Annotated in this window: 17 protein-coding genes; 8 read left to right on the plus strand and 9 right to left on the minus strand. The window is 70.4% G+C overall.

The features are described from left to right. Window positions 1-11 precede the first annotated feature (11 nt). The 5 genes from ACIPY8_RS01295 (at window position 12) to ACIPY8_RS01315 (ending at window position 5,416) form a co-directional block, all read left to right on the plus strand. Window positions 12-767, plus strand: a complete 756-nt coding sequence (locus tag ACIPY8_RS01295) for a hypothetical protein (RefSeq protein ID WP_400814099.1) — start codon at window positions 12-14, stop codon at window positions 765-767. Beyond that, on the plus strand, window positions 764-1,816 hold the full coding sequence (locus tag ACIPY8_RS01300; protein ID WP_400814100.1) for a peptidoglycan-binding protein: 1,053 nt from the start codon (window positions 764-766) through the stop codon (window positions 1,814-1,816). The genes ACIPY8_RS01295 and ACIPY8_RS01300 overlap by 4 nt, the downstream gene beginning before the upstream one ends. Further along, the gene (locus ACIPY8_RS01305; protein WP_400814102.1) at window positions 1,816-2,559 is read left to right on the plus strand and encodes an ABC transporter ATP-binding protein; all 744 of its coding nucleotides are present in this window, start codon (window positions 1,816-1,818) and stop codon (window positions 2,557-2,559) included. The genes ACIPY8_RS01300 and ACIPY8_RS01305 overlap by 1 nt, the downstream gene beginning before the upstream one ends. Then, window positions 2,556-3,776, plus strand: a complete 1,221-nt coding sequence (locus tag ACIPY8_RS01310) for an ABC transporter permease (RefSeq protein WP_400814104.1) — start codon at window positions 2,556-2,558, stop codon at window positions 3,774-3,776. Before ACIPY8_RS01305 ends, ACIPY8_RS01310 begins: the two co-directional genes overlap by 4 nt. 179 nt (window positions 3,777-3,955) lie before the next feature. Further along, the gene (locus ACIPY8_RS01315) at window positions 3,956-5,416 is read left to right on the plus strand and encodes a lipase maturation factor family protein (RefSeq protein WP_400814107.1); all 1,461 of its coding nucleotides are present in this window, start codon (window positions 3,956-3,958) and stop codon (window positions 5,414-5,416) included. 135 nt (window positions 5,417-5,551) lie between these two features. Here the strand turns inward: ACIPY8_RS01315 and ACIPY8_RS01320 are convergent, their stop codons facing one another. The 8 genes from ACIPY8_RS01320 to ACIPY8_RS01355 form a co-directional block, all read right to left on the minus strand. Then, window positions 5,552-6,319 carry an ABC transporter permease gene (locus tag ACIPY8_RS01320; RefSeq protein ID WP_400814108.1) on the minus strand — a complete coding sequence of 256 codons (768 nt, stop codon included), beginning with the start codon at window positions 6,317-6,319 and terminating at the stop codon, window positions 5,552-5,554. Further along, window positions 6,316-7,125 carry an ABC transporter ATP-binding protein gene (locus tag ACIPY8_RS01325; protein ID WP_400814110.1) on the minus strand — a complete coding sequence of 270 codons (810 nt, stop codon included), beginning with the start codon at window positions 7,123-7,125 and terminating at the stop codon, window positions 6,316-6,318. Before ACIPY8_RS01325 ends, ACIPY8_RS01320 begins: the two co-directional genes overlap by 4 nt. Next, entirely contained in the window at window positions 7,122-7,493 is a 372-nt protein-coding gene (locus ACIPY8_RS01330; RefSeq protein WP_050722983.1) for a DUF1048 domain-containing protein, read from the minus strand. The genes ACIPY8_RS01325 and ACIPY8_RS01330 overlap by 4 nt, the downstream gene beginning before the upstream one ends. Window position 7,494: 1 nt before the next feature. Beyond that, the gene (locus ACIPY8_RS01335) at window positions 7,495-7,851 is read right to left on the minus strand and encodes a PadR family transcriptional regulator (protein ID WP_400814112.1); all 357 of its coding nucleotides are present in this window, start codon (window positions 7,849-7,851) and stop codon (window positions 7,495-7,497) included. 203 nt (window positions 7,852-8,054) lie between these two features. Beyond that, window positions 8,055-8,774 (minus strand): SGNH/GDSL hydrolase family protein, encoded by a 720-nt coding sequence (locus tag ACIPY8_RS01340; protein ID WP_400814114.1) that lies wholly within the window; start codon window positions 8,772-8,774, stop codon window positions 8,055-8,057. 152 nt (window positions 8,775-8,926) lie between these two features. Further along, the gene (corA, locus tag ACIPY8_RS01345; protein ID WP_400814116.1) at window positions 8,927-9,928 is read right to left on the minus strand and encodes a magnesium/cobalt transporter CorA; all 1,002 of its coding nucleotides are present in this window, start codon (window positions 9,926-9,928) and stop codon (window positions 8,927-8,929) included. A 283-nt stretch (window positions 9,929-10,211) separates the two neighbouring features. After that, complete coding sequence (locus ACIPY8_RS01350; RefSeq protein WP_400814118.1) at window positions 10,212-11,057, minus strand: SDR family NAD(P)-dependent oxidoreductase; 846 nt, start codon at window positions 11,055-11,057, stop codon at window positions 10,212-10,214. Beyond that, window positions 11,054-11,887 carry a hypothetical protein gene (locus ACIPY8_RS01355; protein WP_400814120.1) on the minus strand — a complete coding sequence of 278 codons (834 nt, stop codon included), beginning with the start codon at window positions 11,885-11,887 and terminating at the stop codon, window positions 11,054-11,056. The genes ACIPY8_RS01350 and ACIPY8_RS01355 overlap by 4 nt, the downstream gene beginning before the upstream one ends. Before the next feature lie 167 nt (window positions 11,888-12,054). On the opposite strand from ACIPY8_RS01355, the gene ACIPY8_RS01360 reads away from it, so the two are divergent. From ACIPY8_RS01360 to ACIPY8_RS01370, 3 genes are all read left to right on the plus strand, one after another. Next, window positions 12,055-12,603: a hypothetical protein gene (locus tag ACIPY8_RS01360; RefSeq protein ID WP_400814122.1), complete on the plus strand. Its 549-nt coding sequence runs from the start codon at window positions 12,055-12,057 to the stop codon at window positions 12,601-12,603. Window positions 12,604-12,785: 182 nt separating this feature from the next. Further along, window positions 12,786-13,655, plus strand: a complete 870-nt coding sequence (locus tag ACIPY8_RS01365; protein WP_400814123.1) for an alpha/beta fold hydrolase — start codon at window positions 12,786-12,788, stop codon at window positions 13,653-13,655. Continuing rightward, window positions 13,652-14,737, plus strand: coding sequence for a M20 family metallopeptidase (locus ACIPY8_RS01370; RefSeq protein WP_400814125.1), 1,086 nt, complete (start codon window positions 13,652-13,654; stop codon window positions 14,735-14,737). Before ACIPY8_RS01365 ends, ACIPY8_RS01370 begins: the two co-directional genes overlap by 4 nt. 116 nt (window positions 14,738-14,853) lie before the next feature. Here ACIPY8_RS01370 and ACIPY8_RS01375 read toward each other — a convergent pair whose 3' ends face one another. Further along, a complete protein-coding gene (locus tag ACIPY8_RS01375; RefSeq protein ID WP_400814127.1) occupies window positions 14,854-15,570 on the minus strand; it encodes a TetR/AcrR family transcriptional regulator in 717 nt (238 codons plus the stop codon). Window positions 15,571-15,603: the final 33 nt, after the last annotated feature.

Raw genomic sequence — 15,603 nt, forward strand, 5'->3', positions numbered from 1 at the left:
AAGGGAGAATCATGCGGAACACGAGAACCCAGCGGTCCCTGGCGGTCACGACGGTGCTGCTGACCGTCGCGGCTCTGGCGTCGTGCGCAGGCGCGCCGTCATCGGACAAGGCCGACGACGGAGTCGACGAGGCGGCGGCGAAGCGGTTCGTCACCTGTCTCGAAGGAGAGGGGCAGACGGCGAAGATCCTGGGGGGCGGCATGGTCGGCCTCCTCCTGCCCGATGACGGCACGACCGGGGCGGCCGATGACAGTGCGAGCATCTCGCTCGACGCGGGCGACGGCGCGTCGGTGGGTATGAGCATGGTGTTCGCCGACGAGGACGGCACCTGGATGGCCGCGACCGAGGCCGACGCGTACTCCGAGGAGGGCGGCCAGCGGGAGGCGTGGTCGACGTGCGAGGAGGAGGTGCCGGAGTTCGAGCAGCCCGCGCCCGACATGGCGGGGGTCGAGGCCATGCGCATCGACCCCGAGGAGATGATCGCCGCAGGCCTCGAGTTCGCGTCCTGCGCGCGGGAGAACGGGTTCACCGACTTCGCGGACCCCGATTCCGAGGGGATGCTGGAGCTGCCGGCCGGTTTCACCGAGGACGAGGCACGGTCGCTGCTCGAGGCGTGCACCGACCCGGACGACGAGACGGCCATGCCACCCATGGTGAGCATGGAGAGCGTCGAGGCGCTCGACTTCGACTGGTGGGCGCTGATCGGCGAGTTCTTCGAGAACTCCGTGATGTCGGCGACGACGCTGCCCGCGGAGGGATCGGAGTGAGCCGGCGACTGGCCTGGGTGCTCGCACCGGTCGCCGTCCTGCTCGTCGCCGCCGGAGTCGGGGTCGCGGTGCTGCAGCCGTGGAGCTCCTCGGCGGAGACGCCGAAGACGGAGGATCCCGTGACGGTGAAGGCCGAGCTCACGACCCTCACCTCGGACCTCCGGCTCAACGGCAATCTCAGCTACGGCGACGCGATCGACGTGCCGGGGCGCGGTGGGACCGTCACGGGTCTGCCGAAGACGGGCGACGTGATCTCCGTCGGCGGGCAGCTGTACGAGGTCGACGGTCGGCCGGTGATCGCCGTCCGCGGTGATCGTCCGTTCTGGCGGGATCTCGGCCCGGGGATCGACGACGGCCCCGACGTGCGGCAGCTCGAGCAGGCGCTCGCCGATCTCGGCTTCGGCGCGAACCTCACTATCGACGACGAGTTCACGGCCGTCACCGAGGCCCGGGTCAAGGCCTGGCAGAAGAAGCTCGGCCTCCCGCAGACCGGGGTCGTCGCGCTCGGCGACGTCGTCGCGGTCTCGGCGACCTCGGTGCGGATCGACGGCGTGACGGCGAAGCTGGGAGATCCTGCGTCGACGAGCCCGCTCAGTTACACCAGTACGGCGCTGAGAGTCGTCGCGAAGCTCACCGATGCGCAGGCGCGGGAGATCGTACCCGGCACCGTCGTGACGGTGGTCCTGCCCGACGGCACCGAGACGCCGGCCTCGGTGACGGCGATCGACCCGGGCGGGCAGCCGACGGAGAAGGAAGGCGAGACGACCAAGGCCTCCGCGACCGTGGACCTCGACGACCCCGCGGTCGCTCAGGGACTCGGGCAGCGGGCGGTCAAGGTGCTGATCGCGACCTCGGAGATCGCCGACGCGCTGGTCGTACCGGTGACCGCACTGGTCGCGACGGTCGACGGCGGGTACGCGGTCGACGTGCGGCGTGCGAAGGGCGAGATCGAGCGGGTGGCCGTCGAGATCGGCCTGATCGCCGATTCGCGCGTGCAGGTGGTCGGCGGGGATCTCGCCGCGGGTGACGACGTGGTGGTGGCGCCGTGATGACCGATCCGGTGCAGCCGGAGATCGTGGTCGATGCCCCCGAGGTCGTCGTCGAACTGCGCGAGGTCGTGAAGGAGTACCCGGGCGATCCGCCCATGCGGGTGCTGCACGGCATCGACCTCGCGATCCACGACGGCGAGCTCGTGTCGGTCGTCGGGGCGTCGGGGTCGGGCAAGAGCACGATGCTCGCGATCATGGGCACCCTGGATGCTCCGACCCGTGGCACAGTGCTGATCGACGGCACCGACGTCGCGGCGCTCTCGGAACGGGAGCGGGCGGCGCTGCGGGCGCGGCGGATCGGGTTCGTGTTCCAGCAGTTCTTCCTGCTGCCGGCGCTCAGTGCGCTCGACAACGTCGCGCTGGGTCTGCTGTACGCCGGAGTGCCGGCCGCCGAGCGGGCACGTCGCGCTGCCGACGCGCTCGAGCGGGTGGGACTCGGCGCGCGGATGACGCATCGCCCGGGTCAGCTCTCCGGGGGCGAGCAGCAGCGCGTCGCAATCGCGCGGGCGATCGTCGGACGGCCCACCGTGCTGTTCGCCGACGAGCCCACGGGCGCGCTGGACTCGCACACGGGCGAGCGCATCCTCGAACTCCTCACGTCGATCGCGGATGCGGGTACGGCAGTGGTGATCATCACGCATGACCAGCACATCGCCGAGCGGACCGACCGCCAGGTGCGCATCCAGGACGGACGGATCCTCGACGACACCGGACTCGCGACCCTGAGGGAGGTCGTCCGATGAGCGGTCCGCAGCGGGACGGACGAGGACGGATGCCGCGGCTGAGCCTCGCCGACAGCATCAGCACCGCGCTGATCGGTCCGCGCAGCCGCCGCATGCGCACCGCGCTGTCGGCACTCGGCGTGGCGGTGGGCATCGCGGCGCTCACGGCGATCACGGGGATCGCGGCGTCGAACCAGGCGCAGCTGCTCGCCGACCTCGACGCCCTCGGGGCCGACATGCTCGTGGTGCAGCCGGGGTACGGGCCGGACGACAAGCCCGTTCCGATCCCCGACACGGCCGAGGGGATGATCGGGCGCATCGACGGGGTCGAACAGGTCGGCGTGCTGACCCAGGTGCCCGAGGGCATCGGCGTCTACCGCAACGACCTGATCCCGACGAGCCAGGGCAACGGGCTCACGGCCTACGCCGCCGACCCGGACTTCCTGTCCTCGGTCGAGGGCGCGGTCGCGTGGGGCGACTGGTTCGACGACACGACGCGCTCCCTGCCGGTCACGGTGCTCGGATCGGCGGCCGCGGCCCGCATGGGCATCACCGAGCCGGGCGTGCGGGTGTGGATCGGCGAGCAGTGGTACACCGTCATCGGCATCCTCGACTCGGCCGGACTCGCCGAGAGCATCGACTCGAGCGCGTTCCTCGGCGACCGCTGGGCCGCCGAGCATGTGTCGGACGGCAAGGACGAGGTCATCGCGGCGCTGTACGTGCGGATGGCCGACGCCGACACCGGGAAGGATGTCCGCTCGGCGGTGGCCAGGGCGGCGAACCCGAACTCCGACTACGTACAGGTCATGGGCCTCGGAGACCTCGCCGGGGCGCGGGAGACCGCGGTCGACTCGCTGTCGGGTCTCGCGGTCGGCCTCGCCGCGATCGCTCTGCTCGTCGGAGGCATCGGCATCGCGAACACCATGGTCGTCGCGGTGCTGGAGCGACGGGGCGAGATCGGGCTGCGGCGCGCGCTCGGCGCCCGATCCGGCCAGATCGCCGGGCAGTTCGTGGGCGAGGCGATCGTGCTCGGCGGGCTGGGCGGTCTCGCGGGCGTCGCGTGCGGAGCGCTCGCCGTGGTGGGGTACGCGGCCGTGCAGGGCCAAGCGGTCAGCATCCCGGTCGAGGTGCTGATCGGCGGTCCGGTGATCGCGCTCGTGGTCGGCGTGGTCGCGGGGATGTACCCGGCGATCAGCGCGGCGCGACTGTCGCCGACCACGGCTCTGCGGTCGGTGTGACCAGGACGCCCGGTCGTTGAGCGAGCGGAGCCTCTCGGTCGTTGAGCGAGCGGAGCGAGACGAAACGCGTCGGAATCACGGACGACGTTTCGTCTCGTCGCTGCGCTCCTCGCTCAACGACCGAGCGGAGCGGCCGCAACCCCCTCCGGCTCGGATGCCGCGGGGCGTAGCCTGTGCGCGTGGACGGGTTCGCGGCGGTCGACTTCGGGTTCGCCCGCGAGGTCCTGCAGCGGGGCATCGCGGCGCTGTATCTCGTGGCGTTCCTGTCGAGCCTGAACCAGTTCCGGCCCCTGCTGGGCGAGCGCGGTCTGCTCCCGGCTCCCGTGCTGCTCGACTGGGTCGGCGACACGCCGTCGAGGCGGCGGATGCTGCATCCGACGCTCTTCCTTCGAATCCGCTACACCGACCGCCGTCTCGTCGCCCTGTGCTGGTGCGGCATGGCGGTCGCGGCGCTCGTCGTCGCCGGCATCCCGCAGCTCGGCCCGCCGTGGGTGCCGATGATCGCGTTCCTCGCGCTGTGGCTCGGCTACATGTCGATCGTCAGCATCGGGCAGACGTTCTACTCGTTCGGCTGGGAGATGCTGCTGCTGGAGGCGGGGTTCCTCGCGGCGTTCCTCGGCTCGCAGGACCAGCCGCCGCCCACGGTCGTGATCGTGCTGTTCTGGTGGCTGCTGTTCCGGATGGAGTTCGGCGCGGGGATGATCAAGATCCGCGGCGGACGCGAGTGGCGCGACCTCACGGCGCTCATGTACCACCACGAGACGCAGCCGATGCCGGGCCCGCTGAGTCGCCAGGCGCACCTGCTGCCCCGATGGTTCCATCGCGTCGAGGTCGTGGGCAATCACATCGCGCAGCTGATCGTGCCGTTCTTCGTGTTCGCCTCGCTGCTCTCGGTGTGGATCGAGTCCCCGTGGCCGCAGATCGTGGGGACGGCCGCCGCGGGGATCATGATCGCGACGCAGGTGTGGCTCGTCGTCACGGGCAACTTCGCGTGGTTGAACTGGGTGACGATCTTGATCGCGTTCTCGGCGGTCGGTGTTCCCGGCATCGGGGCGCCGGAGGTCACGGGTGCGTCGTGGCCCGGCATCCCGCTGTACTGGTTCGTGATCACGGCCGCCGTCGGCCTGCTCGTGGTCGCTCTCAGCTGGCCGGCGCTGCGCAACCTCGTCGCGCGCCGCCAGCTCATGAACGCGAGCTTCAACCGGTGGCAGATCGGCAACGCCTACGGGGCGTTCGGCACGGTGACGAAGGAGCGCATCGAGATCGTCGTCGAGGGCGCAGCGGATGCCGAGGGCGAGGACTGGCGCGAGTACGGGTTCCGCGGCAAGCCGGGCGACGTGCACCGGGTACCGGGGCAGTTCGCTCCGTACCACCTGCGCCTCGACTGGCTGATGTGGTTCCTGCCGCTCGGGCGGTCGCTCGACGACTGGTTCACCGTGTTCCTGCTGCGGCTGCTCGAAGCCGACCCCGCGACGCTCGCGCTGCTGCGCACCGATCCGTTCGACGGCACGGCGCCGCGGTGGGTGCGGGCCGTGTCGTACCGGTACCGCTTCGCGACCAGGGCCGAGCGTCGCGCCGACGGGGCCGTGTGGGTGCGCACGCGGCAGCGCGTCGTGCTCGGGCCGCTCGCGCTGCGGTAGCCCCGGTATCCCGCCCGTCCGTCGCCTCGTGCGAGGTGGACGCACCAGCATCCGATTCCGTCGCCCGCCGAGCGCGGCGAAACGCCCCGACCGGACGCGGGGTCCGGGCGGAGCGTTCCGTCTCGCTGGGCGAGGTCAAGAGATCTTCTTCCTGTACACGATGGTCGCGAACACGTACGCGACGACCAGGATGCCGATGCACCAGGCGAGGGCGACCCAGATGTCGTTCCCGACGGGCTGCTCGGCGAACAGCGCCTGGATCGTGTTGACGATCGACGTGACCGGCTGGTTCTCGGCGAACCAGCGCACCGGGCCGGGCATCGTGTCGGTGGGCACGAACGCCGAGCTGATGAACGGCAGGAAGATCAGCGGATACGAGAACGCGCTCGCCCCGTCGACGGTCTTGGCGCTGAGTCCCGCGATGATCGCGAGCCAGGTGAGCGCCAGCGTGAACAGCAGCAGGATGCCGATGGCGCCGAGCCACGCGAGCACCCCGGCCCCGGTGCGGAACCCCATGGCGAATCCGACCCCGAAGATGATCGCGAGAGTGATGGCGTTCGCCGTGAGCGACGTCAGCACGTGCGCCCAGAGGACGCTCGACCGCGCGATCGGCATGGAGTGGAAGCGCTCGAAGATGCCGCTCTGCATGTCGGTGAACAGTCGGAACGCCGTGTAGGCGATGCCCGACGCGATCGCGATCAGCAGGATGCCGGGGAGCAGGTAGTTCACGTAGTTCTCGGAGCCGGTGCTGGTGCGCAGCGCCCCTCCGAAGACGTACACGAACAGGAGCATCAGCGCGATCGGGGTGACCGCGGTCGTGATGATCGTGTCGGGGCTGCGGAAGATGTGCCGCATCGAGCGGCCGGTGAGCGTCGCGGTGTCGGCGACGAAGTGCGTGCTCATGCTGCGGTCTCCTTGTCTGTGTCGTGCGCGGCGTCTGCGTCGTGCGCGGACGGGCCGATGAGGGTGAGGAAGATCTCCTCGAGGGTGGGCTGCTTCTCGACGTACTCGACCTGTGCCGGCGGCAGCAGGGCCTTGAGCTCGGCGAGCGTGCCGTTCGCGATGGTGCGGCCCTGGTGCAGGATCGCGATGCGGTCGGCGAGCTGCTCGGCCTCGTCGAGGTACTGCGTCGTGAGCAGGACCGTCGTGCCGGAGTCGGCGAGTCGCTTCACGACGTCCCACACCTCGATGCGGGCTTCCGGGTCGAGACCGGTGGTGGGCTCGTCGAGGTAGATGACCTCGGGGTGCCCGACGAGGCTCATGGCGATGTCGAGGCGCCGCCGCATGCCGCCGGAGTACGTGCCGGCCCTGCGGCTGCCGGCATCCGTCAGCCGGAACGTCGCGAGCAGCTCGTCGGCGACCTTCTGCGGGTGCGGAAGATGCCGGAGCTTCGCGACGAGCACGAGGTTCTCGCGTCCGGTGAGGATCTCGTCGACCGCGGCGAACTGCCCCGTGAGGCTGATCGATTCGCGGACCCGCAGGGGTTCGGCGGCGACGTCGAATCCCTGCACGGCCGCCGCTCCGGCATCCGCTCGCAGGAGGGTGGAGAGGATGCGGACCATCGTGGTCTTGCCGGCGCCGTTCGAGCCGAGCAGGGCGAAGATCGACCCCTTCTCGACCTCGAAGTCGACGCCGCGCAGCACGGCGACGTCCTTGTAGGACTTCTCGATGCCGCGGACGCTGATCGCCGCGGAGGTGGTGGTGGTCATGATCGGTTCTCCTTCTTCTTCGCGTCGTCCACGGCCTCGATGAGGCGTGCGCGCTCCTTGTCGACCCACTGCGTGCCGCCGTACGCCTCGGCGTAGCTCTCGGCGTACTCGACGGGGTCGTCTCCGACGATGTCGGCGATCGGGGTGCCGTCCACGGCCGCGCGCTCCCAGAGGTCGGCGAGGTCGAGGAAGATCTGCACGAGCGTGTCGCCGTCGGTGATCCCGCCGTAGTACATCGTGTAGCGGTGCTGGGCGTTCGCGACCGTCCGGTAGGGCTCGGGCAGGGCGTCGATGCGCTTCTTGGCATCGCGGTACTGCTTCTTCTGCTCGAGCGGTCCGGTGATGAGTTCGATCCACTTGGCGGCCATGTCAGTTCTCCTTGTTCGTGGTGTTCGTGGTGGTGGTGCTGGTGTTCAGCTGTTCGATGTGCTGCGCGAGGAAGGTCCAGGTGGTCCAGAACTCCTCGAGCTCCTTTGTGCCCGCGGGGTTGAGGGAGTACACCTTGCGGGGCGGCCCTTTCTCGCTCGGGACCTTCTCGACGTCGACGAGCTTCTTCTGCTCGACCCGCACGAGGAGCGCGTAGATCGTGCCCTCGGCGATGTCGGTGAAGCCGTGGTCGCGCAGTCGGGCCGTGATCTCGTAGCCGTAGGCCGGCTGCTCGGCGAGGAGCGCCAGGACGATGCCCTCGAGGGTCCCCTTGAGCATCTCGGTCATCTGCTTGCCCATGAGCTGCTCCCTTCTGTCGGTTGAGTACTCAGTGTTGCTGGGTACCGGTACAAAGTAACACTGAGTACCGCTACTTAGCAACACCGAATACCGACTTTTCTTTCCTTCTCCACCGACGCCCCACCTGCGCGCCGACGCCCACCTGATCGACGTCGATCAGGTGGGGCGCGGACGCTCAGATGGGGCGTCGGGGTGGAGGGGCGTCAGGCGAGGCGGGCGGCGAGGACCTGAGCCTCGAGCAGCGGGAACGCGCGAGACACCGGGGGACGGATGCCGAGCACCGTCGCGAGCTCGAGCGCCAGCGCCGCATGACCGGCGGCGTTCGGGTGGAACGGGTCGTTCATCAGTCCCCACGGCACTCCGCCGCCACCGAGCTCCGCGAAGCGGACGTTCTGGTCGACGAGAATGACGTCGTCTGTGGAGGCGGCCGTGCGCACGGCATCCGCGAACTCGGCGATCCGATCGCGGCCCGGCGCGTTCGGCACGTCGATCGAGGGCGGCGTCTGCAGCACGGGGATCGCCCCGAGCGCGCGGACCCGGGCGACGAACTCGCGCAGCGACGCGGTGAAAGCTGCGGGCTCGACGAACGGATCTCCGGGGTTCGTCGACAGGTCGTTCGTGCCGATCATGAGCGTCACGACGGCAGGGGTCCACGTCGCGACGCGGCGGTCGAAGTCGTCGAGGATGTCGGTGATGCGGTGTCCGCTGATCGCCGAGTTCACGACGATGTCGCGCGTGCGGCCGAGCTCGCCGCGGATCAGCTCGTGCAGGTGCTCCGCGTAGCTGCGTCCGCCCTGGGTGTGCACCAGGCCGTGGGTGATCGAGTCGCCCGTGATGACCCAGTTCCGCGGCTCGGCGTCCGCGAGCAGATCGGCGAGACGGGCGAGGTCGGATGCGGCGGAGGGCGTTGCTTCAGCGGACACGCTCCGACCCTACCCGCCCGTCCCCCAACTCCTTCGCGCCGAGACCCACCATGCGCGCCGAGGCCCACCACTGTCGACGTCGCTGCTGGTGGGTCTCGGCGGGGGTGGTGGGTCTCGGCGAAGAGAAGAAAGGGCGGGGGCAGGGATGCCGGTCAGAGCCAGCGCTTGTACTTGAACACCCCGTAGAGGCCGACCGCGAACGCCGCCATCGCGCCGATCGCGAGCGGGTACCCGAACTGCCAGTGCAGCTCGGGCATCGCGTCGAAGTTCATGCCGTACACCGTGCCGACGAGCGTCGGCGCGAAGATGATCGCCGCCCACGAGGAGATCTTCTTGATCTCGTCGTTCTGCGCGAGACCCGCCTCGGACTGCCGCCGCGCGACGAGCGCCGACTGCACGGTGAGCGCGTTCTCGAGGATCGCCCGGAACGAGTCGACCTTCTCCTGCACGCGGATCACGTGGTCGAGCACGTCGCGGAGCGACCGCTGCAGCTCCTCGTCGATGCGGTACTTGTCGGATCCGCGGCGCAGCCACTGCAGCATCCCGGCGAGCGGGTGCACGGCGCGCTGAAAGCCGATGACCTCGCGCGAGAGCTGGTAGATGCGACGGGAGAGAGCGTCGTCGTCGCTGTCGCCGAAGAGCTGGTCCTCGATCTCGTCGATGTCGTTCTCGAGTCCGGCCACGATCGGCTCGTACTCGTCGACGACCTCGTCGAGGATCGCGTACAGCACGGCCTCCGGACCCATCGCGAGCAGCTCCGGGTGCGCCTCCATGCGCCGGCGGACGGCGGCGAGGTTCGGGGACTCGGCGTGCCGGATCGTCACGACGAAGTCGGGTCCGATGAACAGGTGCAGCTCGCCGAACTCGATCGACTCCTCCTTGTCGCGGTAGCGAGCCGGACGCAGCACCGCGAACAGGGTGTCGCCGTAGCGCTCGACCTTCGACCGCTGGTGCCCCGACAGGGCGTCCTCGACGGCGAGCGGATGCAGGTCGAACTCGCGTGCGACGGACTCCACCTCCTGCGGGCTCGGGCGGTACAGGCCGATCCACGCGATGCCGCCGACCGCGCCGAGCGTGCGTGCGGTCTGGTCGAGGTGCTGCAGGGTCTCCACGCGACGTCCGTGGACGTACACGCCGTTGTCGATGAGGGCCATGATGAGGCCTCCGTTCTCGCAGGCGCACGCCGCGAAGGGTCGGCGGCATGCGCAGGAATCGTCAGGGGCGGAAGACGCCGTCGACGCTGCGAGCGGAACGGGCGGGTGCGGAGCCGGAGCTTAACGCACGGATGCCGTCAGATGCGACACAACGAAGGCGGCGTCGCTACTATCACCGGACATCGCCATCACCGCCTCTCGCATCTGGGGGACCGGGTCACACGACCCGACGAGCCAGTGTACCCCCGCATCCTGGGTGTGTGACGCGTGCGGCGACAGCGGTTCAGGATGCCGGGATGCCGACGAGCTCGGCGCTCCGCCGCCACAGAGCCTCGGCGAGCGCGGCATCCTCGATCATCGGGTTCACGCGACGGGTGTGCACGCGCTCGTCGTAGTACTCGCCCGAGAGCCAGGTCTCGCCCGGGGTGCCGTCGACGAACCAGCGCAGCGTCTCGCCGCCCTTCTCGGAGCTGATGGTGAGCAGGTGCTTGAGCGGCGTCCGGTAGAGCACGCGCATGACGCTCGACGAACCGGCGGAGAAGTTCGACCTCACGACGCCGGGGTGGAACGCGACGGCGCTGATCCCCTCGTCGTGGAACTTCGCGTGCAGGCTCTTCGTGAACAGCACGTTCGCGAGCTTCGCGTCGCCGTAGGCCTTCCGGGCGCTGAAGCGCCGCTCGTTGTCGAGGTCGTCGACGTCGATGCGGCCGAAGAGGCGTTGGGCGACGCTCGAGGTGTTGACGATCGCGGCGCGGCCCCGGCGCAGCTGCGGCAGCAGCAGGTTCGTCAGCAGGAACGGCGCGAGATGGTTGACCTGGATCGTCTTCTCGTAGCCGTCGACGGTCGGGGCGCGGTCACCGAAGATGCCGCCCGCGTTGTTCGCGAGCACGTGGATGCCGTCATCGCTCACGGTCTCGGCGATCGACGCGGCAAGAGCGCGGACGTCGTCGAGCACGGTGAAGTCGGCGGTGAACCACTCGGCGCCCGTCTCGTCGGCGACCGCGCGCGTCTTCTCGGGTGAGCGGCCCACGAGGATCAGGCGATGCCCGCCCTCGGCGGCGAGCTGTCGTGCGGCGGCGGCCCCGATGCCGTCGGAGGCTCCGGTGAGGACGACGGTCCGGCGGGTCATGCCTCGGTGCCGGGGAACGTCCGCTGCGGCGGGGTCTGCTTCGGCTCGGCCACCGGGATCCGCTCGGGCTCTGCCGCTGCGGGTGTGGGGTCGGATGCCGCGGCCGCCGGCTGGGCGGGGAGCTCGCGCGCGACCTGCTTCTCGAGCACCTGCACGGCCTCGTCGCTCAGGAGGATCAGTCCGTCGAGCTCGTCGCGCACGCGCTTGTACGCGACGTTGCGCTCGGCCTGCGTCGCCGACTCGTCCACCGCGACCTTGAGCAGCTGCTGCGCGCGGTCGAGGCGCTTGCGCTCGGGCTCGGTGAACGTCGTGGTGCGCAGTCGACGGGCATCCTTCTCGGCGATCTCGAAGGCGACCGCGTACGCGCCGACCGCGTCGAGGTACTCCGACACGCGCTGTTCGCTCACCTCGGCATCGGCGGATGCGGGACGCAGAGCGTCGGCCGTCTTCTTGGCGCGCAGGAACGCGGCGACGAGCGGCTGACGTCCGTCGCTCATGGCGGGGAAGGCGATGAGCTTCGCGACGTCGAGCTCGTAGTCCAGCCAGCGCGCGGTGATCTCGTCGTGTTCCGTGAACAGGCGTTCGAGCAGCGTGTTCGAGGCGACCGGCGCGGCCGTGGTGTCGACGACCGAGGGGCCGACGCGTCGACCGCCGTTACGCGCCTCGAGCTGCGCGGTCTTGATCTCGGCCTTGACGCGGAGGGTCTCGAGGCGTCGCTCGTGGCGGCGCTTCGCGCCGCGCTCCCACGCCTTCGCGGCTCCGCCGGCCATCCCCATGATCGGGAAGATGAGCCACCAGAAGCTGCCCGCCCACTGCCAGAACTCTTGCATGATGACCTCAGCCTACTTCGCGGGCCGCGCGCTGCGCGGGGCGAGTTCCGACGGCGTCGCGCGGCGGGCACGGCTGCGGAGCCGGCATCCGACACGCCGTCGTGCAGCGACCGCTCGTGGCGCGCCGACCTCTGGGGTCCGAAGCCGTGCCCGGCTACCCTGGCCGCATGATCATCGACGATTTCCCGCGGGACCTCCTGATGACCGGTGCGATCTTCGGGATCGCGACCTTTGTGTGGGCGGGGTGGGCGCAGGAGCGGCCTCCGAAGCACTGGATCTGGCGGGTCGTTCTGGGGGCGCTCAGCCTCGGCGGCGCCGCCCTCGCGGGGATCAGCCTCCCGGCGGCGATCCGCAACTGGGACGGCCCGACCGCGATCGTCTGGGGCGGTGCGGCGTCGACCTGGTACATCGTGGTGTTCTGGCTCGAGGTCGTCGCCATCGCGGGGCTGGCGATCTGGGCGACGCGTCGCAAGCGCCAGGACCTCATTGCCCCTCTCGTGCTCGCCGTGGTCGGCATCCACTTCATCCCGCTCGCGTGGGTCTTCGTGCAGCCGGTCTTCGCGATCGCGGGTGTGCTCGTGACGATCGGGGCGGTGGTCGCGGCGCTCGTGCCCGACAAGGCCGCGGCGCGGAGCTTCTGGTGCGGGATCGTGGCGGCGCCCATCCTGTTCGCGGTGGGCGCGAGCTGCACCCTGATCGCCTTCCGAGCCGTCTGACGTCCGAGCGCGAGCACAGCTTCGGACGTCCCCGACGACACGCCGCCTCGCCGGATGCCGGGGCCGGCGTGTCGGCATCCGTCTCCGAAGTCGTGCCCGGCAGATGTACGCGAGGGGTGGAGATTCCGCTGGTCATTGCTATAGTCAACGCTATTGACTTGCAGAACGACGGTTGGACGATGATGACCACACCACGCACCGTGACCTCCGCGACGGCGGACGGCATCCGGATCGCTGCGGAGACCCGCGGATCCGGTCCCGCCGTGCTCCTGCTGCACGGCTATCCCGAGACGAAGGCGATGTGGGATGCCGTGGCCGAGGCGCTCGCCGCGGATCACACCGTCGTCGCGGCCGACCTCCGCGGCTACGGCGACTCCGACAAGCCCCGTGACGCCTCCTACGCGAAGCGCGACATGGCCGCGGACCAGGTCGCCCTCATGCGGCACCTCGGACACGAGACCTTCGCCGTGATCGGCCACGACCGCGGCGGCCGCGTCGGTCACCGCCTGGCCCTCGACCATCCCGAGGCCGTCACCGCGCTCGCCGTGCTCGACATCGTCCCCACGCTGCACATGTTCGAGAACGTCGACCGTGAGATGGCGACCGCGTACTTCCACTGGTTCTTCCTCGCCCGGGCCGACGGCCTGCCCGAGGCGCTCATCGGCGCCGACCGCGAGACGTGGCTGCGCAGCCGCTTCACCGGTCGACGCCACGACGGGGACGCGCTGCCCGACGCGTTCGACGAGTACCTGCGCTGCTTCGACCTCGACACCGTGCACGCCTCCGGTGCCGACTACCGTGCCGCGGCGACCGTCGACCTCGACCACGACCGCGCCGATCGTGCGGCGGGCCGGACGGTCGGATGCCGCACGCTGGCGCTCTGGGGAGCGCACAGCTACGTGGGGCGCAGCTTCGACGTGCTCGCGACCTGGGAGTCGTACGCTCCCGGAGTCGTGGGGCAGGCGATCGACGCCGACCACTACCTCGCCGAGGAGGCGCCGGATGCCACGGCCTGGGCGCTGCGCGGATTCCTCGCGGAGGTGGGCGCATGAGCGCACGTGACGTCGACCGCCTCGATCGGCTCGTGTCGATCGAGACCCCGACCGGCGATGTCGCCGGCCTGGCCGCCGCGCAGGACCTCGTGCGCTCCTGGCTCGAACCACTCGTGGGAGACGGCGTGCTCGAGACCGTCGACGGCGTCACGCACCTGCGCTGGTCGGGAGGCGACGACCCGAGCGTGCTCCTGATCGGGCACCTCGACACGGTCTTCCCCGCCGGCACCCTCGCCGAGCGGCCGTTCCGCATCGACGGCGACCGCGCGACCGGGCCCGGCGTGTTCGACATGAAGGCCGGCGTCGTGATCCTCGCCGCCGCGCTCGAACGCGTCGCGCGGCCCGAGCGGGTGGCCGTGCTGCTCACGAGCGACGAGGAGGTCGGATCGATCACCTCGCGCGGTCTCATCGAGCGGGAGGCCGCCCGCGTCGGCACAGTGCTCGTGCTCGAGCCCAGCCTCGACGGAGCTCTCAAGATCGCGCGCCGCGGAGGCAGCATCTACCGGGTCGCGTTCACGGGGCGCGCGGCGCACGCCGGCCTCGAGCCGTGGAAGGGTCGCAGCGCGCTCGCCGAGCTCGCGCACCAGGTGCTCGCGCTGCCCGAGCTCGCCGACGACGAACGGGGTACGACCGTGAGTCCCACCGTCGCGCAGGCCGGCACCGTGACGAACGTGATCCCGGAGCACGCCGAGCTGCGCATCGACGTGCGAGCGTGGACCCTCGACGAGCTCGAACGCGTCGACGAGCGGATGCAGGAGCTCGGCGCCCACACGCCCGACGTGCGGGTCGACGTGGACGGCGGCATCAACCGGCCGCCCATGGAGGAGAGCGTGTCGACCGAGCTGCTCGCGTGCGCGCGACGGGTCTCGGAGCGGCTCGGTCATGCCGAGGTCGAGGCGGTGTCGGCGGGCGGTGCGTCCGACGGCAACTTCACGGCCGCGGTCGGTGCCAGGACGCTCGACGGACTCGGCCCGCGCGGCGCCGGTGCGCACGCCGACCACGAATGGGTGTCGCTCGCCTCGATGCACGAACGGGTCGAGCTCCTCGCCGGGATGCTGGACGACCTCGACGCCGCTTCCTGATCCGCGCCGTCGTCCGACTCCCACCGCGTGCAACGAAGGAGATCTCACGTTCCGCAGGAGGAATCCGAGCAGATGCTCCTTCGCAGCGTGAGATCTCCTTCGCTAGCGCGCGACGGTCAGGCCCCCGGGGCGTGACGCTCGATGCTCTCGAGCAGCAGGTCGAGCGCGGTCTCCCAAGCGCGGGGGTCGCGGATGCCGGGCAGCGCGTCTCCGGCCCAGGCGATCTCCGGGTACTCCGCCGGGTCGAGTCGACGGTGGTCCATCTGCCAGCTCAGCTCATCGGCATCCTGCACGTCGGCCGGCAGCACGCTGAGGGCGGCCTCGATGCTGGACGCCGAGCGGATCAGCTGCCCGAGCGCGCGCGCGTACAGCGCCGCCTGCTCGCGGTCGAACCCGCCGCGACGCAGCGCTCCGATCGAGTACTCCATGGAGGAGAAGTCGGTGGGGCGGCGCAGCGCCCGCTGCAGCGCGAGCTCGGGATAGCGCATGTAGTGGTCGTGGATGAGGTGCGCCTGCGAGCGCAGATCGGCCAGCCAGTCGTCGGTCGCGACCATGGCCCCGGCGTACGACCGGGTGCGCAGCATGTCGATCAGCGCGAGGAGCAGCTCGTCCTTGTCGCGGAAGTGCCGGTAGATCGAGGTCGGGTGCGCCCCGAGCTCCTCCCCGATCGCCTGGAACGTGAGGCGGTCGAGACCGTCGCGCTCGACGACGCGGTCGGCGGCGGCGACGATGATGTCCCGGCTGAGCGAGTCGCGGGCGCGGCGCGGTCGAGCGCTCTTCGCGGATGCGGTCTTCTTCGTCGCCGCGGGGCTCGCGTCCTTGCGTGTCGCCATCGGAACTCCGTTCGCTGGTCGACCGGGTCCCGG

The organism is Microbacterium sp. NPDC089696, from assembly GCF_044749125.1.
GTDB lineage: Bacteria > Actinomycetota > Actinomycetes > Actinomycetales > Microbacteriaceae > Microbacterium.